The 23,762-nt window shown below is 54.3% G+C and carries 18 protein-coding genes and 1 tRNA gene; 3 read left to right on the forward strand and 16 right to left on the reverse strand.

Going from position 1 to position 23,762, the window contains the following annotated elements:
- Positions 1–99: 99 nt before the first annotated feature.
- The 8 genes from yihA to NYE48_RS20720 form a co-directional block, all read right to left on the reverse strand.
- Positions 100–732 (reverse strand): ribosome biogenesis GTP-binding protein YihA/YsxC, encoded by a 633-nt coding sequence (yihA, locus tag NYE48_RS20685; RefSeq protein ID WP_036712987.1) that lies wholly within the window; start codon positions 730–732, stop codon positions 100–102.
- A 17-nt stretch (positions 733–749) separates the two neighbouring features.
- A complete protein-coding gene (lon, locus tag NYE48_RS20690; RefSeq protein ID WP_212948000.1) occupies positions 750–3,086 on the reverse strand; it encodes an endopeptidase La in 2,337 nt (778 codons plus the stop codon).
- 90 nt (positions 3,087–3,176) lie between these two features.
- The gene (gene lonB / locus NYE48_RS20695; protein WP_212948002.1) at positions 3,177–4,952 is read right to left on the reverse strand and encodes an ATP-dependent protease LonB; all 1,776 of its coding nucleotides are present in this window, start codon (positions 4,950–4,952) and stop codon (positions 3,177–3,179) included.
- A gap of 214 nt (positions 4,953–5,166) precedes the next feature.
- Positions 5,167–6,264 (reverse strand): flavodoxin-dependent (E)-4-hydroxy-3-methylbut-2-enyl-diphosphate synthase, encoded by a 1,098-nt coding sequence (gene ispG / locus NYE48_RS20700; protein ID WP_036712981.1) that lies wholly within the window; start codon positions 6,262–6,264, stop codon positions 5,167–5,169.
- Positions 6,265–6,387: 123 nt separating this feature from the next.
- The gene (clpX, locus tag NYE48_RS20705) at positions 6,388–7,644 is read right to left on the reverse strand and encodes an ATP-dependent protease ATP-binding subunit ClpX (RefSeq protein WP_160045113.1); all 1,257 of its coding nucleotides are present in this window, start codon (positions 7,642–7,644) and stop codon (positions 6,388–6,390) included.
- A gap of 12 nt (positions 7,645–7,656) precedes the next feature.
- Complete coding sequence (gene clpP / locus NYE48_RS20710) at positions 7,657–8,247, reverse strand: ATP-dependent Clp endopeptidase proteolytic subunit ClpP (protein ID WP_036712979.1); 591 nt, start codon at positions 8,245–8,247, stop codon at positions 7,657–7,659.
- Between the two features lie 387 nt (positions 8,248–8,634).
- Positions 8,635–9,960: a trigger factor gene (gene tig / locus NYE48_RS20715; RefSeq protein WP_036712978.1), complete on the reverse strand. Its 1,326-nt coding sequence runs from the start codon at positions 9,958–9,960 to the stop codon at positions 8,635–8,637.
- 141 nt (positions 9,961–10,101) lie between these two features.
- Positions 10,102–10,947: a hypothetical protein gene (locus NYE48_RS20720; RefSeq protein ID WP_036712976.1), complete on the reverse strand. Its 846-nt coding sequence runs from the start codon at positions 10,945–10,947 to the stop codon at positions 10,102–10,104.
- Positions 10,948–11,375: 428 nt separating this feature from the next.
- On the opposite strand from NYE48_RS20720, the gene NYE48_RS20725 reads away from it, so the two are divergent.
- The 3 genes from NYE48_RS20725 to NYE48_RS20735 all read left to right on the forward strand — a co-directional run bounded on the left by NYE48_RS20725 (position 11,376) and on the right by NYE48_RS20735 (position 13,778).
- Positions 11,376–11,449, forward strand: a tRNA-Arg gene (locus NYE48_RS20725).
- 272 nt (positions 11,450–11,721) lie between these two features.
- The gene (galU, locus tag NYE48_RS20730; protein WP_340999831.1) at positions 11,722–12,600 is read left to right on the forward strand and encodes a UTP--glucose-1-phosphate uridylyltransferase GalU; all 879 of its coding nucleotides are present in this window, start codon (positions 11,722–11,724) and stop codon (positions 12,598–12,600) included.
- Between the two features lie 53 nt (positions 12,601–12,653).
- Complete coding sequence (locus NYE48_RS20735) at positions 12,654–13,778, forward strand: glycosyltransferase family 8 protein (protein WP_340999832.1); 1,125 nt, start codon at positions 12,654–12,656, stop codon at positions 13,776–13,778.
- Positions 13,779–13,920: 142 nt separating this feature from the next.
- On the opposite strand, the gene NYE48_RS20740 is transcribed toward NYE48_RS20735, so the two are convergent.
- The 8 genes from NYE48_RS20740 to pstC form a co-directional block, all read right to left on the reverse strand.
- Entirely contained in the window at positions 13,921–15,738 is a 1,818-nt protein-coding gene (locus tag NYE48_RS20740; RefSeq protein ID WP_340999833.1) for an ABC transporter ATP-binding protein, read from the reverse strand.
- The gene (locus tag NYE48_RS20745) at positions 15,731–17,476 is read right to left on the reverse strand and encodes an ABC transporter ATP-binding protein (RefSeq protein ID WP_340999834.1); all 1,746 of its coding nucleotides are present in this window, start codon (positions 17,474–17,476) and stop codon (positions 15,731–15,733) included. The genes NYE48_RS20740 and NYE48_RS20745 overlap by 8 nt, the downstream gene beginning before the upstream one ends.
- Positions 17,477–17,857: 381 nt before the next feature.
- Positions 17,858–18,739 (reverse strand): AraC family transcriptional regulator, encoded by an 882-nt coding sequence (locus NYE48_RS20750; protein ID WP_340999835.1) that lies wholly within the window; start codon positions 18,737–18,739, stop codon positions 17,858–17,860.
- A gap of 166 nt (positions 18,740–18,905) precedes the next feature.
- Positions 18,906–20,126 carry a CynX/NimT family MFS transporter gene (locus tag NYE48_RS20755; RefSeq protein ID WP_340999836.1) on the reverse strand — a complete coding sequence of 407 codons (1,221 nt, stop codon included), beginning with the start codon at positions 20,124–20,126 and terminating at the stop codon, positions 18,906–18,908.
- Positions 20,119–20,832, reverse strand: a complete 714-nt coding sequence (locus NYE48_RS20760) for a FadR/GntR family transcriptional regulator (RefSeq protein WP_036713585.1) — start codon at positions 20,830–20,832, stop codon at positions 20,119–20,121. The genes NYE48_RS20755 and NYE48_RS20760 overlap by 8 nt, the downstream gene beginning before the upstream one ends.
- Positions 20,833–20,983: 151 nt before the next feature.
- Complete coding sequence (locus NYE48_RS20765) at positions 20,984–21,619, reverse strand: phosphatase PAP2 family protein (RefSeq protein WP_340999838.1); 636 nt, start codon at positions 21,617–21,619, stop codon at positions 20,984–20,986.
- 254 nt (positions 21,620–21,873) lie between these two features.
- Positions 21,874–22,755, reverse strand: coding sequence for a phosphate ABC transporter permease PstA (gene pstA / locus NYE48_RS20770; protein WP_340999839.1), 882 nt, complete (start codon positions 22,753–22,755; stop codon positions 21,874–21,876).
- Positions 22,752–23,702 (reverse strand): phosphate ABC transporter permease subunit PstC, encoded by a 951-nt coding sequence (pstC, locus tag NYE48_RS20775; protein ID WP_340999840.1) that lies wholly within the window; start codon positions 23,700–23,702, stop codon positions 22,752–22,754. The genes pstA and pstC overlap by 4 nt, the downstream gene beginning before the upstream one ends.
- Positions 23,703–23,762 lie beyond the last annotated feature (60 nt).

The raw sequence follows: 23,762 nt of genomic DNA on the forward strand, positions 1-23,762 counted from the left end.
CAGACTTTTTACGGGATGCTCACTTTCCTGCCGGATAAGGTCCCAATCCCTACGCCATGCGCCTAAAATATCTGGTTTAACCCGCTTTCGCATTTTCCGTTATTCGGAAGTTTCCTCCGTTTTCGGCGCCTCGGCTTTTTCTTGCCCCAGGCCGGCCGCGGATGCAATATGCGCCCACAACTCGTCCCGTCCGACTCCCGTTTCCGATGAAAACATGATAAAGGCATCCGTTTTGCGCAGCAACAACGCGTCTTTCATTTGTTTCACATGTTTTTGCCAGCGCGTTTTCGGGATTTTGTCGGCCTTTGTGGCGACGACGCAGACCGGAATGTCATAATGCTTAAGCCAGTCGTACATCAGCTCGTCGTCCTTGGTCGGCGGATGGCGGAGATCCACCACAAGCAGCGCCAGCTTCAGCGTCTCCCGCTCAAGCAAATACTTTTCGATCATTTTCCCCCATACCTGCCGCTGGGTTTTCGAGACCTTGGCGTACCCGTAACCCGGGAAATCGACGAAATACAGTTCCTCGTTGATGCGGTAATAGTTTAAATGCTGGGTTTTGCCCGGGGTCGAGCTTGTTCTGGCCAAATTTTTGCGGTTGATCATGCGGTTGATCAATGAAGACTTGCCTACATTGGAACGCCCTGCCAGAGCAATCTCCGGCAAGGCGTCCACTGGATATTGGTCAGGGCCGACGGCACTGATCACAAATTCAGCTTGGGTTACTTTCATCGTATATTAGTTCCTCTCTAATGCACTTCCGTCTGCTCCACGAGCGCATGTTTCAGCACTTGGTCCATATGGGACACGGGAACGAACTCCACTTCGTCGCGGACGCTTTCCGGAATATCGCGAAGATCCCGTTCGTTGTCTTTCGGGAGCAGTATTTTTTTGTAGCCGGCGCGGTGCGCGGCAAGCGATTTCTCCTTCAGCCCGCCGATCGGAAGCACCCGGCCGCGCAGCGTGATTTCTCCGGTCATGGCCACATGCTTGGAAACATGTTTTTTGGTAAGAGCCGAAATGAGGGCGGTCGCGATCGTAATGCCGGCTGACGGGCCGTCTTTCGGGATGGCTCCTTCAGGAATGTGAATGTGAATGTCGTTTTTCTCATGGAAGTCGGGGTCGATCCCGAGCTCCGCCGCCTTGCTGCGCGTGTAGCTGAATGCAGCCTGGGCCGATTCCTTCATCACGTCGCCGAGTTTGCCCGTAAGCGTCAGCTTGCCGGAACCCGGCACCACCGTGACCTCGATCACCAGCGTATCGCCGCCCACCTCGGTCCAAGCAAGTCCGGTGACGGCGCCGATCTGGTCTTCCAGGTCGGCTACGCCGTGGCGGAACTTCGGTGCGCCAAGGTATTCCTTGACATCGTCCGCCCCGATCGTTATCGCATCCGATTCGCCCGACACGATTTTTTTGGCCGCTTTCCGGCAAAGGGCTGCCACTTGCTGCTCCAAGTTGCGGACGCCCGATTCGCGGGTATACTCCCTGACGACTTTCAGCAGCGCATCTTCGCCGATTTGCAGCTGCTCATCCTGCAAGCCGTGCTCCTTCTTTTGCTTCGGCAGCAGGTACCGTTTGGCGATCTGCAATTTTTCAAGCTCGGTATACCCCGGAATGTTCAGCACTTCCATCCGGTCGAGCAGCGGCCGCGGAATGTTGTGAATCGCGTTGGCGGTCGTAATGAACATCACCTGCGACAGGTCGAAAGGAATTTCGATGAAATGGTCGCTGAACGTGTTGTTTTGTTCCGGATCCAGCACCTCCAGCAGCGCGGCCGAAGGGTCTCCCCGGAAATCGGACGCCATCTTGTCGATTTCATCCAGCAAAAAGACCGGATTCAACGCGCCTGCCGTTTTCATTCCTTGGATGATCCGCCCCGGCATGGCGCCGACATAAGTCCGGCGATGGCCGCGGATCTCCGCTTCGTCGCGGACGCCGCCCAGCGAGATGCGGACGAACTTCCGATTCAGCGATCTGGCGATGGAACGGGCAAGCGACGTTTTGCCGACGCCCGGAGGACCCACCAAGCAAAGGATCGGCCCTTTCATTTTTTTCACCAGCTGCTGCACGGCCAAATATTCGAGCACCCGCTCCTTTGGCTTATCCAGGCTGTAATGGTCTTCGTTCAGCACCTGCTCCGCTTTATGGATATCGAGATCGTCTTCGGTTTTGGTGCTCCAAGGGAGCGCCAGCAGCCAATCGACGTAGTTGCGGATGACGCCGCCTTCGGCCGAGCTAGCGGGCATTTTCTCCAGCCGGTCGATTTCCTTCTCGACCTTCTCTTTCACCCGCTCGGGAAGCTCCTGCTTCGCCATCTGCTCGCGCAGCTCCTCGACTTCTCCGGCGCGCCCTTCCTTTTCGCCGAGCTCCTTCTGGATCGCCTTCATCTGCTCGCGCAAATAATATTCCTTTTGGGTCTTTTCCATCTGCTTTTTGACCCGCTGATTGATCTTGCGTTCGAGCTCCAGCACTTCCCGCTCGTTGTTCAGGATATCCAGCAGCTTTTCAAGCCGTTTCCCGACGTCGATCGTCTCCAGAATTTCCTGTTTGTCCTTGATCTTCAGCGACAGATGGCTGGTAATCACGTCGGCGAGACGTCCCGGCTCCTCGATATCGCTTACGGCGGCAAGCGTCTCGGGCGTCACCTTTTTCGATAAATTGATATAATGCTCGAATTGGCTCAGGACGGTGCGCATCAAAGCATCCACTTCCGGATTGCCGCTTTCTTCCTCATGCAGCTCCCGCGCAAGGACCTCGTAATATTCCTCGTTGTCGGTATACTGTATAATTTCGGCGCGCTCCATGCCTTCCACAAGGACACGGATCGTGCCGTTCGGGAGCTTGAGCATTTGTCTCACATTGGCAACCGTGCCGATGCGAAAAATATCGTCATGCGTTGGTTCTTCTATGTTCACCTCGGACTGAGAACAAAGGAGAATCAAGTTATCGTCCACCATCGCTTTTTCCAGAGCCTTGACCGATTTCTCCCGGCCTACATCGAGATGCAGTACCATGCTCGGGTAGACCAGAAGGCCACGCAAAGGCAATAACGGAAAACGGCGGCCTTTCGCTTTACTAAGCCCCATTTGCTTTTGCACCTCCAGCCGTTCTCAGGTTATACACATCCGGTTTTATTTTAGCAAATGTTCACAGAAAACACCAATCATTCGGCATGTTTAACAGCTGCCCGCATCGCTGATTTGTCCCTGACGGCCCGGCTTGGCCTGCAAAAACGACGCGGCGGGGGCTTGCGGGAAAATTTCGGGGGATGCGCTTTTTTCCAAGGCTTCGGCCGGCTCTTCCTGCGCCTGCGCGGTTGCTTCGGCAGCCGCCGGCTTCAGTTCCGTGCCGAATACGTGGAGGAACACTTCTTGTACGTTTTCGACCGGGATGACGCGATAGTCTTCCAGATCTTCAAACAGCGTCTGCCAGTTTTCTTTCGGTATGATGACGGTCGTCGCCCCGGCCTGGAACGCCGCTTCGACTTTGGCGATGACGCCGCCGATCGGTTTGACCCGGCCGTGGATGCTGATTTCTCCGGTCATGGCGACCCGGTTGTCGACCGGCACGCCTTTGATCGCCGACATGATGGCCGTAGCCATGGCGATCCCCGCGGACGGCCCGTCGATCGGCGTGCCGCCCGGGAAGTTGATGTGCAAGTCGTAGTCGCTTGGTCTCAGCCCCATCGAACGAAGCACGGTCAGCACGTTTTCGACCGAACCTTTGGCCATGCTCTTCCGGCGCAGCGTGCGGGAATTGCTCCCGATCTCCTCTTCCTCGACGACGCCGGTAATATTGTACGTGCCTTTTCCCGGAGTAACCGGCACGGCGGTCACTTCGATTTCAAGCAGCGCCCCCATGTTCGGGCCGTATACGGCAAGGCCGTTAACGAGGCCGACCTGCGGCCGGTCGGGCACTTTGCGGTCCGGACGCGGCTGAAGCTGGCTGCTGCTGGCTACCCACTCGACATCGGAAGCGGCCAGCGAATCCCTTTTTTCGGTCAGGGCAAGGCCGGCGGCAAGCTGTATGATATTGACGGCTTCGCGGCCGTTCGTAGCGTACTGCTTCACGACTTCGACCGCCTCCGGGCAAGGCTTGAGCCCGATTTTCTGAATGGCGTCCTCCGCGATCCGTCCGATTTCGTCCGGCAGCAGCGGACGGAAATAAATTTCCATGCAGCGCGAGCGAAGCGCCGGCGGGAGTTCATGCGGAGAGCGCGTCGTTGCGCCCACGAGACGGAAATCGGCAGGAAGCCCGTTTTGGAAAATGTCGTGGACATACGCAGGCGTATTGCTGTCCTCCGAATTGTAGTATGCGCTCTCGAGCAGCACTTTACGGTCCTCGAGGACTTTTAACAACTTATTCATTTGGATCGGATGCAATTCCCCGATTTCGTCGACGAACAAAATCCCGCCATGGGCTTTCGTGACGGCTCCAGGTTTCGGCTGCGGAATGCCCGCCACCCCCATCGAGCCGGCCCCTTGGTATATCGGATCATGCACGGAACCGATCAAAGGATCGGCAATGCCCCGCTCGTCAAAGCGGGCCGTCGTCGCATCGATTTCCGTGAATTTGGCGTCGGCTTTAAAAGGCGATGCCGGATTGCGTTTCGCTTCTTCCATCACGACGCGCGCGGCGGCGGTTTTGCCGACCCCCGGCGGTCCATATATAATGACATGCTGCGGATTGCCGCTGCACAGGGCGGCTTTTAGTGCGCGCAAACCGTCCTTTTGCCCGACGATGTCCTGAAGCGACTGCGGTCTCGTTTTTTCGGCCAGCGGTTTCGTCAGCGAGATGGAACGCAGCTTCCGCAGCTTATCCATTTCTTTGCGGGATTCCCGGTCGACGGCGGTGCGGTTGGTCTTTTGTCCGCGCAGCAAATTCCAAAAATAGATGCCGATGATGACGGCAAAGAAAAATTGAACCAACATCATGATCATGCTTAAATTCATGTCCAAAACCCTCCCGTTTCTCTTCCATGGCCAGATTCCCCATCTTTTTTGTTCCTACGGGTTGGCCTGATACATGGTAGTATAGCCGTTTCACACCTGCGTAAACGCAAATCGGGCGGATTTATGGGGATATTTTTATATTCTCGCAAAATGTCCGCAAAAAAAAGCCGCATGCCTTTTCGAAAAAAGGCCATGCGGCTTCCTGGTTCTGGCTTTAATGCTTGCGTCCCGGAATTTTTCCGGTTTCCTCGTATACTCTTACGATTTCGTCGATCTCTTTCTTCAATTCGTCCACCATTTCCGCTTCCGGAACTTTGCGGATCATTTCCCCGTAGCGGAATAGGAGTCCTTCCCCGCGCCCGCCGGCGATGCCGATGTCCGCCTCGCGCGCTTCCCCCGGACCGTTTACCGCGCAGCCGAGCACCGAAACTTTGATCGGCACTTTCAGCTTCGAAATGTAAGCCTCGACTTCGTTGGCGATCGAAAACAGATCGATGTCGAGTCTGCCGCAGGTCGGGCAGGAAACGAGCGTCGCCGCATTGGAGATGAGACCGAACGCTTTAAGCAGCTCCCGGGCGACTTTTATTTCCTCGACGGGGTCTGCGCTAAGCGAAATGCGGATCGTGCTGCCGATCCCCATCGCCAGGAGCGCGCCGAGGCCGGCCGAGCTTTTGATCGTACCGGAGAACAACGTTCCCGATTCGGTGATGCCCAGATGCAGCGGATACGGAATGACTTCCGCCGCCCGGCGGTAAGCCTCGATCGCCATCGGCACGTCGGATGCCTTCAGCGAAACGATGATGTCGTGGAAATCGAGCTCCTCCAAAATTTGAATATGGTACAAGGCGCTTTCCACCATCGCTTCCGGCGTAGGGTAGCCGTATTTCTCCAGCAGATGGCTTTCGAGCGAGCCGGCGTTGACGCCGATGCGGATCGGAATGCCGCGCTCCTTGCACGCCTTCACCACCGCTTCGACTTTGTCGCGGCTGCCGATGTTGCCCGGATTGATCCGGACTTTGTCGATGCCGTTTTCGATCGCTTTAAGCGCGAGCTGGTAGTTAAAATGAATATCCGCGACAAGCGGGATATGAATCCGTTTTTTGATTTCCTTGATCGCTTCGGCAGCTTCGTTATTGTTGACCGTCACGCGCACGAGCTGGCAGCCGGCTTCCTCCAGGCGGAGAATTTCGGCAACCGTCGCTTCGACGTTTGCGGTTTTGGTGGTGCACATGCTTTGAATGACGACTTCATTGCTGCCGCCGATCGTCAAATTACCGACTTTTACGGGTCTTGTATCTTGTCTCAAAAACATGGTTTGTTCTCTCCCATAACGCCAAGACTCCACCCCTGCCCCTTTTGGCTTTGGAAGCCTAAGGGGCGGAAGTGGAGAACCGGCAATGAATTTCGGAAAACGGTGCGTTGCAGCCCTGCGGGCTTAGGCGCTTTCCTCTTGTTTATTCTCTTTCTTGCTGAGCAGTTCAGGCACGATTTTTTCCTTCACGACCTGCTCCGTAATGACGCAGTCTTTGATATCGTCGCGGGAAGGAACCTCGTACATGACGTCCAGCATGATGCCTTCGATGATCGCTCGGAGGCCGCGGGCGCCGGTATTGCGCTTGATCGCTTCCCTGGCGATGGCTTCGAGGGCTTCCGGCTCAAAGGTCAGCTTGACGTTATCCATTTCAAGCAGCTTTTGGTACTGCTTCGTCAGCGCGTTTTTCGGCTCGGAAAGGATGCGCACGAGCGTCTTTTCATCCAGCGGCTCCAGCGTGGAGATGACGGGAAGACGTCCGACGAATTCCGGAATGAGGCCGAATTTCAGCAGGTCTTCCGGAAGCACCAGGCCGAGGTATTCCCCGGGTTTCAGGTCCTTCTGGTTTTCGCCCATCGCATTGAAGCCGATGACTTTTTTGCCGATCCGGCGTTTGATCATTTGCTCCAGGCCGTCAAAGGCACCGCCGCAGATGAACAAAATGTTCGTCGTATCGATTTGGATGAATTCCTGATGCGGATGCTTGCGTCCTCCTTGCGGCGGAACGGAAGCGACCGTGCCTTCAAGAATTTTGAGGAGGGCCTGCTGCACGCCTTCTCCGGAAACGTCGCGCGTAATCGAAGGATTCTCGGATTTGCGGGCGACTTTATCGATTTCATCAATATAAATAATGCCACGTTCGGCTTTTTCCACGTCGTAATCCGCAGCTTGGATCAGCTTCAGCAAAATGTTCTCCACGTCTTCGCCGACATAACCGGCTTCCGTCAGAGACGTCGCGTCCGCGATCGCAAACGGCACGTTCAAAATTTTGGCCATCGTCTGCGCAAGCAGCGTTTTACCGGAACCGGTAGGACCAAGCAGGAGAATGTTGCTCTTTTGCAGCTCGACGTCCTCGATTTTGCTGCCGGTATTGATCCGTTTGTAGTGGTTATAAACGGCAACGGACAGCGACTTTTTCGCTTGTTCCTGGCCGATGACGTATTGGTCGAGGATATCGCAAATTTCCTTCGGTTTCGGAATGTCCTTCAAATCCAGCTCTTCGTCATGACCGAGCTCCTCTTCCACGATCTCCGTGCACAGCTCGATGCATTCGTCGCATATATAAACACCGGGTCCCGCAACAAGTTTGCGGACTTGTTCCTGGGATTTCCCGCAAAAAGAGCATTTCAGCTGCCCTTTTTCATCGTTAAATTTAAACATGTAAACACCCCTTTAAGATTTAATCGGTGAAGTGAGAACCTCGTCGACGATACCGTACGCTTTCGCTTCCTCCGCGCTCATGAAAAAGTCACGATCCGTGTCGCGTTCAATTTTTTCAAGGGGCTGACCTGTGCGTTCCACGTATATTTGATTGAGCTTTTGTCTCGTTTTAATGATCCAGCTCGCGTGAATCTGGATGTCGGCTGCCTGCCCTTGAACTCCGCCCAGCGGCTGGTGAATCATCACTTCGCTGTTGGCCAAAGCATAACGTTTGCCCGGCGCACCCGCTGTCAGCAGAAGGGAGCCCATGCTCGCCGCCATGCCTACGCAGATGGTGGATACGTCAGGTTTAATGTATTGCATCGTATCGTATATACCCATCCCTGCAGTAACCGAACCACCGGGAGAATTGATATACAAATGGATATCCTTCTCAGGATCTTCGGCAGCAAGGAACAATAGCTGTGCTATGACGAGATTGGCTACATCATCGTCGATCGCATTGCTGAGGAAAATGATGCGGTCCTTCAGCAATCTGGAGTAAATATCGTAAGATCTCTCGCCCCGACTGGTTTGCTCTACAACCATAGGTATCAGACTCATGTGTCCAACCTCTTTTCCGTTTAAAGATGTAATGCGTGCATCCATTCAGGCTTACAGCATTATTCTAACATGTTCAAAGCTTGATGTCATTTTTCACTTTATAACCCGCAGTACAGTGTATGAACCCGTTCAGGAAAAATAGCCCTTCCAAAGGTTTTGACGCTTGTATGTATCAGGATGTTGCATGATCCGCCTCCATGCATCTCCTCATAATTCCGGCCGAAGAGTGAATAATATCCATTTTATACATCGTTTATGAATAAAATGGATAATCCTAGTTAAAAATAAGGCACGCAATGGAATATACGTGCCTTATCTCTATGGATCCATCCGAAAGCGTATCGACAAGATGTCATGCCTTCAGATAGGTTATGCTCTTTGCGGAAATTATTCTGCTTTTTCTTCAGCAGGCGCTTCGCTTGCTTCGACTTCCTTGCTGTTTTCAACGAGGAGGTCCACCGTTTTGCGAAGCGAAATTTCTTCACGCAGGCTGCCCAGCGTTCCGTTTGCCGTCAAAATGTTGCGGATTTCGTCGGCGGAACGTTTGTAGGCTTCAGCCATCGTTTCGAGTTCTTTATTGATGTCTTCTTCGGTCACTTCGATGTTCTCTTCTTTGGCGATTTGCTCGAGAACGAGGTTGTTGCGAACGCGTTTTTCGGCGTCGTCCTTCATTTGCTCTTGCAGATCGGCCGTTGTTTGGCCGGAGAAGCTCAGGAACATTTCAAGGTTCATGCCCTGGCTGCGGAGACGGTTGTCAAAATCGCGCATCATGTTTTGAATTTCGCTGTCGATCATCGCTTGCGGAATGTCCACTTCGGCGTTTTCGGAAACTTTGTCTACGACTGCAGCTTCTTTTTTGCCTTTAGCTTCTTGTTCCTTGCGGGAAAGAAGTTCTTTTTTCAGATCTTCTTTGTATTCGTTCAGCGTTTCGAATTCACTGACGTCTTTGGCAAATTCGTCGTCCAGCTCAGGCAGCTGTTTGCGTTTGATTTCGTGAACTTTCACTTTGAACACGGCTTGTTTGCCGGCCAGTTCTTCCGCATGGTAGGTTTCAGGGAACGTGACTTCAACGTCCTTGAAGTCGCCCGTTGCCATGCCGACAACCTGCTCTTCGAATCCAGGAATGAACGTGCCGCTTCCAAGCTCGAGGGAATAACGTTCTGCTTTGCCGCCTTCGAACGGATTGCCGTCCACGTAACCGTCAAAGTCGATAACGGCGATGTCGCCGTTTTGAGCCGCGCCTTCGTCGATCACGACGAGTTCCGCATGACGCTCTTGCAGGCGTTTCAATTCTTCGTTCACTTCTTCGTCGGTTACTTCGACTTTTTCCACAGGCACTTCTACGCCTTTGTATGCGCCAAGCGTAACTTCAGGTTTAACCGTTACTTTGGCTTTGAACTTGAAGGCTTGTCCTTTGGCGAATTGGTCGATTTCGACTTCAGGGCGGTCTACAGGGAAGATGTCCGTTTCGTTAACGGCTTCCGTGTAAACTTCCGGAAGAAGGATGTCGATGGCGTCTTGGTACAAAGCTTCCACGCCGTAGCGCGCTTCGAAAATCGGGCGCGGCACTTTGCCTTTGCGGAATCCAGGCACGCTCGCTTTTTTGACTACTTTATTAAAGGCTTTGTCAAGAGCCTCGGATACGCGTTCCGCTTCGACTTCGACTTCAAGAACGCCAAGGTTCTTCTCTATTTTTTCCCAGGTTGCTTTCATTTTATGCTTTCCCCTCCAAAAATATTTCACATGGTCATTGGTTTAACACGCACAGAATAACCACTATAGTATAAACAAGATTGTACCCTTTTTCAAGGGCATCCCTAAGGCAAAGTCTTCAGGCAGGGCTTCCTGTTTTTTCTATGTATCGGTTCCTGCGGCCGCAAACTGTCTCATCGTGCGATATGCCTGTTCAAAACGAAAGCGCATCGTGTCGGTCACGCCGTACAAATGCCTGATGTCCTCGTCGCTGCGGCTGCCCGTCAGCGTTTCGGATACGATCTGGTGCAGCGCGGCCGCCCAGATGTCGATCGTTTCGTCATCATGTTCGTCGACGATGGAATAGTAGTCGTCCGTTCCGTATATGGCCATAATAAACTGCGTCCACATCTCCTGCGCAAAATAATAGAGCGTGGGCTCCTGTACTTCCGTTTGTTCGGCTACCCGTTCCGTAATAAGCCCGATTTGTGGCGGAAACTCTTCGGGACTCAGCGGCACGGCTTCGAGGTCGATGTCGGCCCGCTCCTGCCCGCGGAGCAGTTCGATGCTTCCCTGCGTCCCGCGTTTGCGCAGCGTCTGCAGGACGCGGAATTGCAGCAGCGGATGCAAGGGCCGGCTCTGCAGCCAATCCACGAGCGCTTGGTCGATATCTGCGCCTTCGAGATAGGAAAGCTGCTCAAGGGCAAGCAGATTTTGCTCGCTGAACGGTTCCTGCTGGGCCGTATGCAGCAGCTTATCGGCATAAAAGCGGTCTTCCGCAAGCTTGGCCCGGACGTTCTGCCGTTTCATGTCGTCCTCGCTCGGTTCTTCTGCGGCCTCTTCCGCATCTCCGGGTCCTTTTTTTCCTTGCCCCGAATGGGGAAAGGCGGCTTCGAGCCATTCCAGCAGCGCGCGCCATTCGTCGTAATGCCGCTGATCCTGCCCCTGACACTGGAGCAGAAAACGCAAAAGATCCATGGCTTCCCCGTACCGTTCGTTTTCCAGCATGACCGTCAGCTGAATCTGATAGAAGTCGAGCGTCTTTGGAAAGAGGATGATGTTGTCTTTTACGGGGAATTCGGATTCGTTGATAGGGGATTCCTCCTTTCTGTCCGTTTAGCCTCAATTAATTGTTGATTATAGCATAACCCTGCCGCACATGAAAAAAACGGCCGGAAATCGATGCGATTTTTCATCATGCCGGGTAACAGGATGCCGGAATATAAAAGAATTGCGTTCCAAATCGATGCCGGGCTTAAGGTGCCGTTCTTTTTGGATGGACTGAACATATTATAGAACATAATGATCATGCCCTGTTATGGAAAAATCTCTTCTATAATGATTTTAACCCTAAATTTTTTTGCTAATTTATATCAATTTCATATTGTAAAACTCTCGTCCATATGTTATGATATTTCTTGCTTGAAATTTTTTATGTCCCAGTAGCTCAGCAGGATAGAGCAACGGCCTTCTAAGCCGTCGGTCGGGGGTTCGAATCCCTCCTGGGACGTACAAAGCCACTCATTGGAGTGGCTTTTTTTAGTTTCCGGGGGATTCGAACCCGGGTTCGTCGGAGCGTAATCTTCGTAAGCTTCCGCTTCGCAGTCAGCCCGGTGGGCTGTATCCCGACCTGGGACGATAGCCACTCATTGGAGTGGCTTTTTTCATTGAAAAGGACGCGCCATTCAATATTATTTGCGCAACTAGACAAGTGTCCATTATTCTAAGTGCCTTTGAGAATATAATGGATCAAATATCACTGCGTCAAAGGAGGAGGACCGCTTGAAGATACGCAAAGCGATCATTCCGGCAGCAGGTTTTGGAACGCGGTTTCTTCCGGCCACAAAAGCAATTCCCAAGGAAATGCTTCCGATCATCGATAAACCCACCATCCAATTTATCATCGAAGAAGCCGCCGCTTCCGGAATTGAGGAAATTTTGGTCGTCACCGGAAAAGGAAAGAAGGTCATTGAAGATCATTTCGACTTTGCCCATGAGCTCGAATATTATTTGGAGCAAAAAGGAAAATTCGAGGACCTTCGCAAGGTAAGGGAATTCATGGGGAAAGCAGACATTCACTATATCCGCCAATCGGAACGCAAAGGACTTGGGCATGCCATCAGCGTCGGCAGAAAATTTGTCGGAGATGAGCCTTTTGCCGTTATGCTCGGAGATACCTTCTTCGAGGCGGAGCCCCCGGCCTTAAAACAGCTCATCAAAGGATTTGAAAGGTTTCAAACCTCGATTTTGGGGGTGCAGACCGTGGCGGCAGACAAGGTTTCGAGCTACGGAATCGCGGATGCCAAGCCGTTGATCGAATCGTTTGCTTACGTGAACCGGTTAGTCGAAAAGCCTCCGGTCGGTACTACGCCCTCGCGGCTGGCCATTGTCGGCCGGTATATTTTAACCCCATCCATCTTTCATGTTTTGGAGATACAAGCGCCGGGAGTCGGAGGCGAAATCCAGCTCACCGACGCTTTGAACCGGCTGTTGGCCAAGGAGGCTTTATACACCTGCGAAATCGACGGCCGTTGGCATGACGTAGGGGATCCGCTTGGTTATGTAAAAGCGATATTGAACATGACGGGACAACGGGAAAACCTGAAGCATGACCTTCAGGACGAAATCACCCGGCTTTTGAAAGACAACCATCCGGAATAAACACCTGCGAAAAGCACTGATTAAAAATGATTTAGGGAGAGGTGAGGGACCAAATGATCGAATTGGCTTTAGCTTTTAATGATAAAGATGGAAGCTACTCGGAGCATGCCGGCGTGGTTCTCGCATCGGTTTTCCGCCATACGGGTTCTCCGGTCAACGTTCATATCCTCCACGACGAGACCTTAACGGAAGAAAACAAGAACCGGCTGACGGAGTTGGTTTCCGGATTCAACAACAATATTCATTTTTATCCGGTGACTATTCCTCCGGAAATGGCTGAGGCATTATCGGGAACAGGTTCGCTGGACCGGTGGACATGGGGAAGCTTGTACCGGCTGCTGTTGCCGTCCTTGATCCAAGCGGATAAGGTTATTTACCTGGACTGCGATGTTTTAGTGAATATGGACATTGCGGAGCTGTGGAATATTGATTTGAACGGCTATTATTTGGCGGCGGTCCGCGACCAGGGGATCCTGGGCATTGCAGGACTCGTCATGACCTACGGGCTAAATCCGGAAACCTATTTTAATTCCGGGGTCATTGTATTCGCGCTGAACAATATACGCCAAAAAATGAACTGGTATGAAGAGACGTTACATTTTTGGCGGAGCTATCCCGGAACGACCATGCCGGATCAGGATGCATTGAATCATGTGTTCGGAGGAAATTCCCTCCTGCTGGATGAGCGCTTTAACTCGTTCTGTCTCCCGGGCAGCGGGCAGGACTTAAACAACAAAATCGTCCACTTTGCCGGCGATACAAAAATGTGGGATCCCCTATCCGAAGGATATGGCCTGTATCAGGAGCTCCTCGGTCTGACCCCTTGGAAAACGCCGGTTGTCCCGCCGGCAACACCTAGAACAATCAAAAAAAGAAGGGTTGGCGCCCATGGAAGATATTACTTGGCAAAACCCGGAAACCGGAAGAAGCGTTTGGAAAGACGCCGACCGATGCAAAAAACCAAACGGGTAAGAAAAATCAAACCTGCGGGAACGAAACGTCTTAAAACGATACGCTTTTCCTTGAATGCCCAGGCTCCGGGTACACGCCGAAAATCGAAAAGAACGGCAATGGCTCCCCGGATCTACCACGGGCGTATTCGAAGCAAAAAACAAGGCCCGAACCATATTCTTTGGTCTTCCAAAATGCCTGCCCCTCCCTTCCTGGACTTGAGGTAACGATCATGTCAAAGGCCCGAAGCAGTGATGCATAGCAAGCCTTCCCTAAGCTGCTAACCGGGCCCGATCCAACATAAAAGCCGCTTCCGGTCGTACCGGAAACGGCTTCTCTTTTTGAAGGAAAAACGAAAAGTGTCCCGCATCATTCCTCCTCCGACGCCTGCCTTGCGTGGTGGTACAGCTGCTCGTAATAGCCGTGCATGGCGATCAGCTCCTCATGCGTGCCCTCCTCCACCGCCCGGCCGTTTTTCATGACCAGGATGCGGTCGGCGTGCATGACCGTCGATAACCGGTGCGCGATGATCAGCGTCGTCCGGCCTTCGGATACGGTTTGCAGGGCGTTTTGCACCAGCTGTTCGGTCTGGGAATCCAGATGCGCCGTGGCCTCGTCCAGAATGAGAATTTTCGGCTCAAAAACCATGATCCGGGCAAAGGAGATCAGCTGCCGCTCGCCGGCCGACAACCCGCTTCCCCTTTCGGACAGCTTCGAATCGTAACCTTGGGGCATCCGCATGATCATGTCGTGAACGCCGACCTGCCGGCAGGCCTCCATGACCTGCTCCCGGGTGATGTCATCTTGGAAAAGCCTTACGTTATCCAGCACGCTGCCCGAAAACAGAAACGGCTCCTGCTGGATCAAACCGACCAGACGGTGCAGCTGCCGCTGCGGGATGTCGCGGATATCGACGCCGTCGATCCGGATGCTGCCCCGGTTGACGTCGTAAAAACGGTTCAGCAGGCTGATCAGCGTGCTTTTGCCGGCCCCCGTCGTTCCGACGATGCCGACCATCTCGCCTGCGGTCAAATGAAGATCCAAGTCGGGAATCACCGGGTCCGCCGGGTTATATCCGAAAGTCACATGGTTAAAATCCACCTTGCCGAGCGCCGTACCGGCTTTCAAATCCGCTTTGCGCTCGGGCCGCGGATCTTTGACCTCCGGCTCGGTGCTGAATATTTTCCAAATCCGGTCCATGGACACCATCGTCGATTGAAACGTGTTCCATTGCATCGTAATCTGGTTGATCGGCTGGAAAAACTGGCGGATATAGCTTGTAAAAGCGTATAAAACGCCCACCTCGACCGCATGGTCGAACACGGCCATGCCGCCGAGCCAGACGACCAGCACCAAAGCCAGGTTGCCCAAAATATCGAAGGTCCGGTTAAAAAGGACGTTGGCCCGCACCTCTCGCATATTGCCTTCCCAATAGCTCTGATTATGCTCATCGAACCGGCGCGTCTGCTCTTCTTCCTGCCGGAAGGCCTGGATCAGCCCCATGCCGGACAGGTTTTCGGCGATAAAGCCGATCAGACGCGACAGGCGGCTGCGGGTCACCTGGTAAGCTTCGCGGAGATAGCGCCGGAACAGGAAGGCCACGAGGCCGATGACCGGAAGGATCGTCAGCGAATACCATGCCAGCGTCGCGTCGAGGCGGAACATGAAGTAAATGATGAGGACAAGCGTCATGCCGTCGCGGATCAGGCTGAGAAGCACCTGCGTGAAAAATTGGCTGATCGTCTCCGTATCGCTGGATACGTTCGTGACCAGACTGCCGCGGTGGACCTTATCGAAATACGACATCGACATTTTGGAGATATGATGGAACAAATCTTTCCGGAGTTTCGCCACGATGCTTTGTCCCGCAAACTGCAGCAGGTTGTTTTGCAAATAGGAAAACAAAAAGCTGACGATCGAGATTCCCAGGTATATGCTTGCCATCATCGCGATGTATCCGAATTCCGCCTGGCCTTTGGCCAAATGGTCGTCAATGACGATTTTGACGAGATACGGCTGCACCAAATCCGCCGAAATCCCCAGCAGGGCGCAAACGAAAATGGCGGCAAACGTCAGCTTATGCGGCCTGGCATATTTGAAGACATGTTTAAACGCATCCAGCGACTTGCCTTTCTGTTCATGGGAGGTCGTTCTGCCGGCCGTCGCGGCAGCCGAAGAATTAGGCATGCTGCAATCCCTCCTGCTGCATCCGGTACAAGGAGGCGTACAATCCGTCGCGGCGGGCCATCAGCTGCTCATGGCTGCCGCGCTGCACGATGCGCCCCTCGTCCAGTACGATGATTTCGTCCGCGTGCTGCACGCTGCTGATCCGGTGGGCGATGATCAGGGTCGTTTTCCCCCGCCGTTCCCGGATCAAATTCCTCAAAATCCCCGACTCGGTGAGCGTATCCACCGCGCTCATGCTGTCGTCGAGAATAAGCAGCTCCGGCTTTTTCATCAGGCCCCGCGCCAGGCTGGCCCGCTGCCTTTGTCCGCCCGAAAGGGTCAACCCGCGTTCGCCCAGTTTGGTCTGAAACCCCTCCTTGAATGTATTCACGCTGTCCAGCAGCAAAGCCTGATCCGCTGCGCTGCGGATTTGCTGCATATTCGCCGAGCGGTCGCTGAACGCGATGTTGTCCGCGATGTCGGTGCTGAACAAAAAGCCGTCCTGCGGAACATAGCCGATTTTGCGCCGGAGCGTGTCCAGGGATACTTCCCTGATATCCTCGCCGCTCACGCGGATGCTGCCTGCGGGAGGTTCGTAGATCCGAAGCAGCAGCTTGGCAAGGGTGGACTTGCCGCTGCCGGTCCGGCCGATCAGGCCGATCGTGCGTCCTTTGGGAATCGTAAAGCTGACATCCTTCAGCGCTTTGTCCGAAGCGCCGGGATACGCAAAATCCAAATGTCTGATTTCGATATCGCCGATGGAGCTGAGCTCGACCGCCGAATCATGGTCCCGGACGCTCGGCACCTCCGCCAGCAGGCGGTTCACCCGTTCCAGCGACGCGCCCGAACGCTGCATCATATTAATGACGTTGCCGATTTGCTGGAGCGGTCCCATCAGCATCCTTAAATAAAACGTCAGCGCCACGAAGCTGCCGAGCGACAGCTGATGCCGAATCGTCATGTACCCGCCGACCAGCAGCGACACGACCAGGGACAATGCCCCGAGAAACGGCAATATCGCCTGAAACAACGAAGACATCCGCACCAAGCGCAGCTGCGCTTCCCGGACGCCGTCCACGGTGCCGTCAAACCTCCGCTGGGCGGTCTCCTCGATGGCGAACGTTTTCGTGACCCGGATTCCGCCGATCTGCTCATCGGCCGATTCGGTCATCGTCGCCAGATTCTCCTGAACCCTCATCGACCGTTCCCGGATTCGCGGGCCGAAATAGATGACCAGAAACGGGATCGCCACCAGCGGACCGACGCTGACCAGGATCAACGTGATCGGTATGCCCGTAATGAGCATCATCGCCACGCAGGAAATCACCATAAACACCGCGTTGGTCGTTTGCGTCACGCCGAAGGAGATCGCCTCGCGCACCGAGGTGACGTCGTTCATCACGTAACTGAGCAGCTTCCCGGTTCCCTGCCTGGAGAAAAAATCCTCGCTCAACCTGGAAAACTGGGCAAAAATGCGTCCGCGGGTCATAAACTCGAACCGCCGTCCGAGCCTCATGATCGTATACTGCCCCAGCCCGAACATCACCCCGTAGGATACCGCGATGGCCAGCAGGATCAGGCTGTACTGAATGATTCCGTCCCGTCCCAGCGTCCCGTCCTTCAGTCCATCCGTTACCTTTCCCAGCATCTGGGGAAGCAAGGACTGGTCTACGTTGGATAAAATGATCAGAAGCACGGCGGTCAAGTAGAGCAGCTTGTTTTCCTTCAGATAGCGGGTGAGAAGTTCAAAGTTGTTCAAAATGATCGTCCCTCCTCATGCTGGATGTGTTATGTTCCCTTATCGATTCTTCACCTAAAATATAGCACAATTAAAAAAATCCGGGCCGCCGCCAAGCCGGCGACGCGGCCGCAAACCGTTGATGCGGCTCGGTTTTTTCGCGGCAAAAAAAATTTGCGGCTTATGAAAACGCTCTATTCTCGCTGTTCTTAGAAAAGGAAACGAGGGCACCGCTTGCATACGGCCGCAGCCGGAATTCGTGTGCGACTCAAATTGGATAGCGGCAACGAATAAACAAAAAAGGACCCGCGCTCCGCAGGAAAGGAAGTGGGCGCATGCCCATCCCTTCCATGCAGGGGAAGTCCTTTTTCCATCACAGGGTTTCAAGGTGACGATCGGGGATTACACCGCCGTTTTTTTGGCGACGGGAATCCAGATTTCGCTCCGGAATGCCGGCGAGGAAGTGTCCTTGCTTTCGTTCCACAGCAGTTCCGGGCCTTCAACGGCTTCATACCCCGAAGACGGGAACCATTCGGAATAAATCCGCCCCCATACCGATTGAAGCGTTTCGGGAAAAGGACCGACCGCTTCGAACACGGCCCACGTCATGGCCGGCACCTCCAGCATCGACAGATGCTCCGGGCATTCGGCGGTTGTGGCCGCCCCGATGTAATGATCAAGCTCGCCCTGCTCTTCCATGCGGCCCTCCGAAAAATTGGCGGAGGCGCTGATCAGCCCCTGAGGTTCAACGTTGGACAGCCTTTTCAGCAGGGTAATCGTCTTTTCGTCCAAGCCGGCCCACATGGAGGCGATTTCCGGATTGACGCCGCTGAATTGGATCGGGACCCTTTTCTTGAGCCCCACGATGCGAAACGCCTCTTTTTCCTCCAAACGATAGTTCATTTCTTCTCCTCCTTCAATGGATAAACGGAAGGTCATGGGGGGAAATGCTTTTAACGAACGTCCTTGATTTCGCGCTTCGGACGGCGTGATTCCATGCAGCTGCTGGAACGCCCTGGCGAACGAATCCGGCGAATGATACCCGTATTTGACGGCGGCATCGATCACCTTCATTGCTCCGGCGGCCAGGTCGATCGCGGCCAAAGTCAGGCGCCTGCGCCGAATGTATTCGGACAACGAAATCCCGGCCAGGAACGAAAACATTCTTTTAAAATGATATTCCGAGCACAACGCCAGCCGTGCCGCTTCTTGATAGTCGATCTCGCCGTCCAGGTTCTCTTCGATGTACCGGAGCGCCCGGTTCAAGTTTTGCAGCATATCCATTGGTTATGACCTCCTTTAATCTCATCCTAACAGGATCAAGAAACGGGCATCCGACAATCCATGCACCGTTTTGCAGGGGCTCCTGGTCAGCAGAGACCTGCGTTTGTCTCTAAAATAAACGGCAGCCCCTATGAAGATGTTACCTCTTCCGGGCTGCCGTCGTTCATTACTTATCTCCGATATAACGATTGCTTCCGGCTCCCCAACCCGCAAGCATATAGATGATGCCGGCCGCCATCAGCAAGATGATGGCTACCGTCCAGCTTCCGGTTACGTCGTGGACGAATCCGAACAGCAGCGGGCCGACCGCGGCCAATAAATAGCCGATCGATTGCGCCATTCCGGACAGCTCGGCTGCCTGCTGCGAATGGTGGGTGCGAAGCACGAAAAACATCGTGGCCAGGCCAAAAGCGGACCCCGTCGCCATGCCGATCGGAATGACGGCGGCAGGCACCAGCGCCGCGACGCCGGTCATAAGCAGCGAGAATCCGATCATGAAGCATAGGAACGTAAGGAACACAAGCAAACGCTGGTTCTTGAGTTTGGCTGCCAGTACGGGCACGATAAACGTAACCGGCACGCTGAACAACTGCAGCAGGGACAGCATCCAGCCTGCCGTCGAAGGACTCATGCCTCGTTCGGTCAAAATTTCGGGCAGCCAGGCGACCACGGAATAAAATACGAAAGATTGCAGTCCCATGACGATCGTGACCTGCCAAGCGAGCTTGGAGCCCCAAACGCCGCTTTTGCCCGAAACCTGCGCCTCGCCCGCCTGATGGCGGGAGCGCAGCTGCGGCAGCCAGACCAGCATCGCGACGGCGGAAAAGATGCCCCACATGACAAGCGATCCCCGCCACCCCGAATGCAGATGGGAAGCGACCGGGACGCTGATCCCCGAAGCCACCGCCGCAAAAATGTTCATCGATACCGAATAAATCCCCGTCATGACGCCCGTCCGCAGCGGGAAGTCCCGTTTGATCAAGCTTGGAAGCAGGACGTTGCTGAGCGCGATGCCGACGCCAAGCAAAATGGTCCCCGCAAACAACGCGGCCAGCGACGGGATAAAGCGTAATAACACGCCCGCAGTCACGGCGAACACGCCGAGAAACAACGTCCGCTCCATCCCCCAGCTGCGCGAAATTTTGGGCGCGAGCGGAGAAATGACCGCAAAGGCCAGCAGCGGAAACGTGGTCAGCAATCCGGCAAGCGTGTGGGACATGCCCATATCGCTGCGGATCGTTTCGATCAGCGGTCCCACCGCCGTGATCGGCGACCGGAGCGTCGTGGCGATCATGACGATCCCGAGCAGCAGCACCGCCGCCTTCACGCCGGTGGATGCGGCAGGATCGGTGTTTTGTTGAAATTTCGTTTCGGTTGCGTTATTCATGATGTGTTTTGTCTCCCCCTTGTATCTCTTTTAGCAATACGGTGCGCGAAGCGTCAAGATAGTCGCGGACCGCCTCCGCCGATCGGCTTTCGTCCTGTGCGACGATGGCTTCGATCAGCCGGGCGTTCAGCTCCGAATGAAGCTCCAACAAGCACAGGTGGCCGCTGCCGTAACTCACCACCTGCCGGACGGATTCGCTGATGGAATCGTACAGGTCGCTCAAAATCGGATTATGCGCGGCCGCGATCATCTCTTTGTGAAATTCGTAATCCGCCCGGATGTAACCTTCGATATCCCCGGCAGCTTCGGCACGGATGCATGCCTCATAAGCCGAACGGATTCGGACGATATCCTCGGGCGTACGCCGGAGCGCCGCCAAACGGGCTCCCTCCTGCTCCAAAGCCGACCGGACTTCGAGCGTATCGCTCAGCTTCGACCGTTCCAATCTCCGCGTCAATGCCGGCGCCAGGCTGCTGGCAGAGCACACATAGGTTCCATCCCCCTGCCTTGTCCGGAGCATGCCCGCATGGATCAGCGCGTGAATCGCTTCGCGGATCGTGTTCCGGCTGACGCCAAGCTCCTTGACGAGCTCGGGTTCCGCGGGAATGCGTTCGCCGACCGGCCATGTCCCGTCTTCGATAAGCTGCTCAAGCTGGGCGGCGATTTGTTCGACCAACGTTTGTTTCGTCGGGCGTTGAAGTGTCATCGGCAAATCCTCCAAACATCGGATGTTTGGTTCGATTATAACACTATTTTCATATCCATGCTATATTTCAGAAAAAATTTCAAAAATACGATGTAAATAACAAAAAAAAGACCGCTTTTCAAAGCAGCCTTTTTCAAAGAAATGGGTCCTATTATGCCTGGAATTCTCGGCGTTCCGCCGCCACTTTGTTTTTATGCAGGGCAGGAAGCTTGATGAACAGGAAATTGTAAATTTCGACAAGAGCGATCGCGCCGATGACGTCCATGATGACGTGCTGTTTGATAAACAAGGTCGATAAAATAATAAGCAGCGACATGCCGGTGATCAAAGAGACGTTTTTGCGGTTGCGCGCCGGGCTTTGCCATATCATCCGCATCACCATGTAGCTGGAGAAGCAGTGAATGCTCGGAAAACAGTTAAACGGTTGGTCCCGTTTGTAAATGAACCGCATAAGCATCGCAAACGGATCGTCTCCGACGACGACGGGCCGCGGCACGGTCGTTTGAAACACCAGATAAATGACGTAACACGTAAGGGCGCAGACCGTGTACAACAAGATGGAACGGTAAAACGACGGCCGGTCCTTGAAAAAGAAATACACGATGCACACATAGATGTAAAAAATCCAGACTCCGTACGGGAGCGCAAAATATTTAATGAACGGCGTTGCCTGGTCCAATGGCGTGACAAGCGAATAGACGTTGTCCGTCGGCTGGTTGACCAGTTGATAAAGGCTCCCGAGCACGGGAAAAACAAGCATCAATAAAAGAGGAGCCCAGTGTTGCATCGGCCTAGGGATCCAGTTTTTTAGCCAAGACATGGGATCAATACCTTTCCAATTTCGAAATCGGGTCATCGGACAACCGCTTTTATCCAAAACTCACTGATTCATTGTACTCCGCCATCCGCCATCATTCAACACCGATAAATGTAGATATTTCGTGAAGTTTTCGTGCTTTTCGGCGGTTCCGAAAGATTATCGCGCGCAAAACGCAAAAAAGCCCCCGTACCTTGCAGGCACGAAGGCTTCCTGAATGTTTCCTAACGTTTTAGTTTGCGGTTGTTGATCCACAGCGGAATGCGGAAAAGCAGGTTGATGAGCAAAACGACGACGACCAGCACGGCCGCGGACCGCTGCGCGATCGATGCGGCATCTTCCACGATCGCTTCCGACTGCACGTACCACAGATGGACGGCAAGCGTTTCGCCGGGCGCAAACAGGTTGAAATCCCACATTTCGCCCGACGTGCTGAGGCCCGACGTGAGCAGAATGACGGCCGATTCGCCGAAGGCGCGGCCCGCCACCAGGCAGATGCCCGTTATGATGCCCTGCAGCGCGATCGGCAGCACGACGGTGCGGATGCATTGGAACCGGGTCATTCCGAGCGCATAGGAAGCATTTTTAACGTCATGGGGCACGGCGCGGACCGCTTCTTCGGTCACCCTGGCCAGCATGGGCAAATTGAGGAAGGCAAGGCTGACCGCCCCGCCCAGGATCGTCAAGCCGATTTGGAAATACTCGGCGAAAATCGCGAGACCGAGCATGCCGAAAACGATCGACGGAACGGATGACAAGCTCTCCACGCAGATGCGGAGCACCTCGGTCAGCTTGTTTTCGGGCGCGTATTCGGCCATGTAAATGCCGGCTCCGACCCCGATGGGGATCGAAACGACCAGCGACAAAAACAAAATGTAGAAGGAGTTGAACAACACCGGGCCGATGCCGCCCCCCGGGTCGATATCCTCCGGCACTTTCGTCAAAAAATCCAGCGTCAGGCCGGGGAGCCCTTTGCCGAGAATCGTAAGCAACAGCCAGACAATCAGCAGCAGCACGAGCGCCCCCAATCCATAAAAGGCGGCCGTGGCAAGCTTGTTATACGCAAGCGACCCTTGCATTTTTCGGCTTTGGGCCGTCGGCGTCATGTTTGGTCACTTCCCTTCCGTCCAAGATAACGGATCAACAGGATGAGCAGGAACGAAATGGCCAGCAGCAGCAAAGCCATCATATGAAGCGCGTAGTTCCAGGTCGTATCGAATTCGACGTTGGAGATTTGCATGACGATGTTGCTCGTCAGGACGGATGCCGGAGTGAATAACGTCGTGGCAAGCTGCGCGGTATTCCCGATGACCATGACGACCGCCATCGTTTCCCCGATCGCCCGGGTCATCCCCATAATCACAGCCGCGACGATTCCCCGTCCCGCCGCCGGAATCACGCCCCTCATCGTCACCTGAAGGCGCGTCGATCCAAGCGCATACGCCGCTTCGCGGTACTTCTTCGGCACCATCGAAATCGCTTCGTCGCTGATCCGGCAAATGGTCGGAAGCACCATCAGCGCAAGCACCAGAGCCGCGGCAAGCAGCCCGTCGCCCAAATTTTCCCCGCTCATCCGGCGCAGGACCGGAATCAATACCGTGAGGCCGAGATAGCCGTAAACGATGGACGGAATGCCGACCAGCAGATCCAGCACCGGACGCATCATGTTCCGCAGCCATTTCGGAGCGATTTCGGCGATCAGCACGGCCATGCCGACCGCAACCGGCACCGCCATGGCCAACGTCAGCGCCGTCAAAGATAACGTATTGACGATGATGCCGGCCGCCCCGAAGCTTTCGTTTTCCGGCGTCCAATCGAACGACAGGAAAAAGTCGGCCAGGGAAATATGGGCGAAGGTCAATAACGCCGTTTTGCCGATAAAAAAGATGACGAGCCCGAGCACGAAGCAAAGGGCCAAAATGCTGAACAGGAAATAATACTTAAACAACCGATCCGCGAAACGGGCGCGAACGTAACGGCCGAACCGTCCGTCCGCCGGCTTCGCGAGCGAACCCGATTTATCGGGCATCGTTGGCCGGGCAGAGATGCTCACTCAGGTTTCCTCCCATAAAGCGGCCAGCCCCGTGATCAGGGCTGGCCGCTCGCTATTCCT

Source organism: Paenibacillus sp. FSL M7-1455 (assembly GCF_038004655.1).
Taxonomy (GTDB): domain Bacteria; phylum Bacillota; class Bacilli; order Paenibacillales; family Paenibacillaceae; genus Paenibacillus_AQ; species Paenibacillus_AQ cookii.

Excerpts from the sequence above, each read along its gene's own strand:
- NYE48_RS20755 (WP_340999836.1), bottom strand. The coding sequence starts at position 20,126 with ATGAATAACGCAACCGAAACGAAATTTCAACAAAACACCGATCCTGCC.
- tig (WP_036712978.1), bottom strand. The coding sequence starts at position 9,960 with ATGAAAGCAACCTGGGAAAAAATAGAGAAGAACCTTGGCGTTCTTGAA.
- NYE48_RS20750 (WP_340999835.1), bottom strand. The coding sequence starts at position 18,739 with ATGGATATGCTGCAAAACTTGAACCGGGCGCTCCGGTACATCGAAGAG.
- lonB (WP_212948002.1), bottom strand. The coding sequence starts at position 4,952 with ATGAATTTAAGCATGATCATGATGTTGGTTCAATTTTTCTTTGCCGTC.
- yihA (WP_036712987.1), bottom strand. The coding sequence starts at position 732 with ATGAAAGTAACCCAAGCTGAATTTGTGATCAGTGCCGTCGGCCCTGAC.
- clpP (WP_036712979.1), bottom strand. The coding sequence starts at position 8,247 with ATGAGTCTGATACCTATGGTTGTAGAGCAAACCAGTCGGGGCGAGAGA.
- NYE48_RS20760 (WP_036713585.1), bottom strand. The coding sequence starts at position 20,832 with ATGACACTTCAACGCCCGACGAAACAAACGTTGGTCGAACAAATCGCC.
- pstA (WP_340999839.1), bottom strand. The coding sequence starts at position 22,755 with ATGACGCCGACGGCCCAAAGCCGAAAAATGCAAGGGTCGCTTGCGTAT.
- NYE48_RS20735 (WP_340999832.1), top strand. The coding sequence starts at position 12,654 with ATGATCGAATTGGCTTTAGCTTTTAATGATAAAGATGGAAGCTACTCG.
- clpX (WP_160045113.1), bottom strand. The coding sequence starts at position 7,644 with ATGTTTAAATTTAACGATGAAAAAGGGCAGCTGAAATGCTCTTTTTGC.
- ispG (WP_036712981.1), bottom strand. The coding sequence starts at position 6,264 with ATGTTTTTGAGACAAGATACAAGACCCGTAAAAGTCGGTAATTTGACG.
- NYE48_RS20740 (WP_340999833.1), bottom strand. The coding sequence starts at position 15,738 with ATGCCTAATTCTTCGGCTGCCGCGACGGCCGGCAGAACGACCTCCCAT.
- lon (WP_212948000.1), bottom strand. The coding sequence starts at position 3,086 with ATGGGGCTTAGTAAAGCGAAAGGCCGCCGTTTTCCGTTATTGCCTTTG.
- NYE48_RS20720 (WP_036712976.1), bottom strand. The coding sequence starts at position 10,947 with ATGCTGGAAAACGAACGGTACGGGGAAGCCATGGATCTTTTGCGTTTT.
- NYE48_RS20765 (WP_340999838.1), bottom strand. The coding sequence starts at position 21,619 with ATGCAACACTGGGCTCCTCTTTTATTGATGCTTGTTTTTCCCGTGCTC.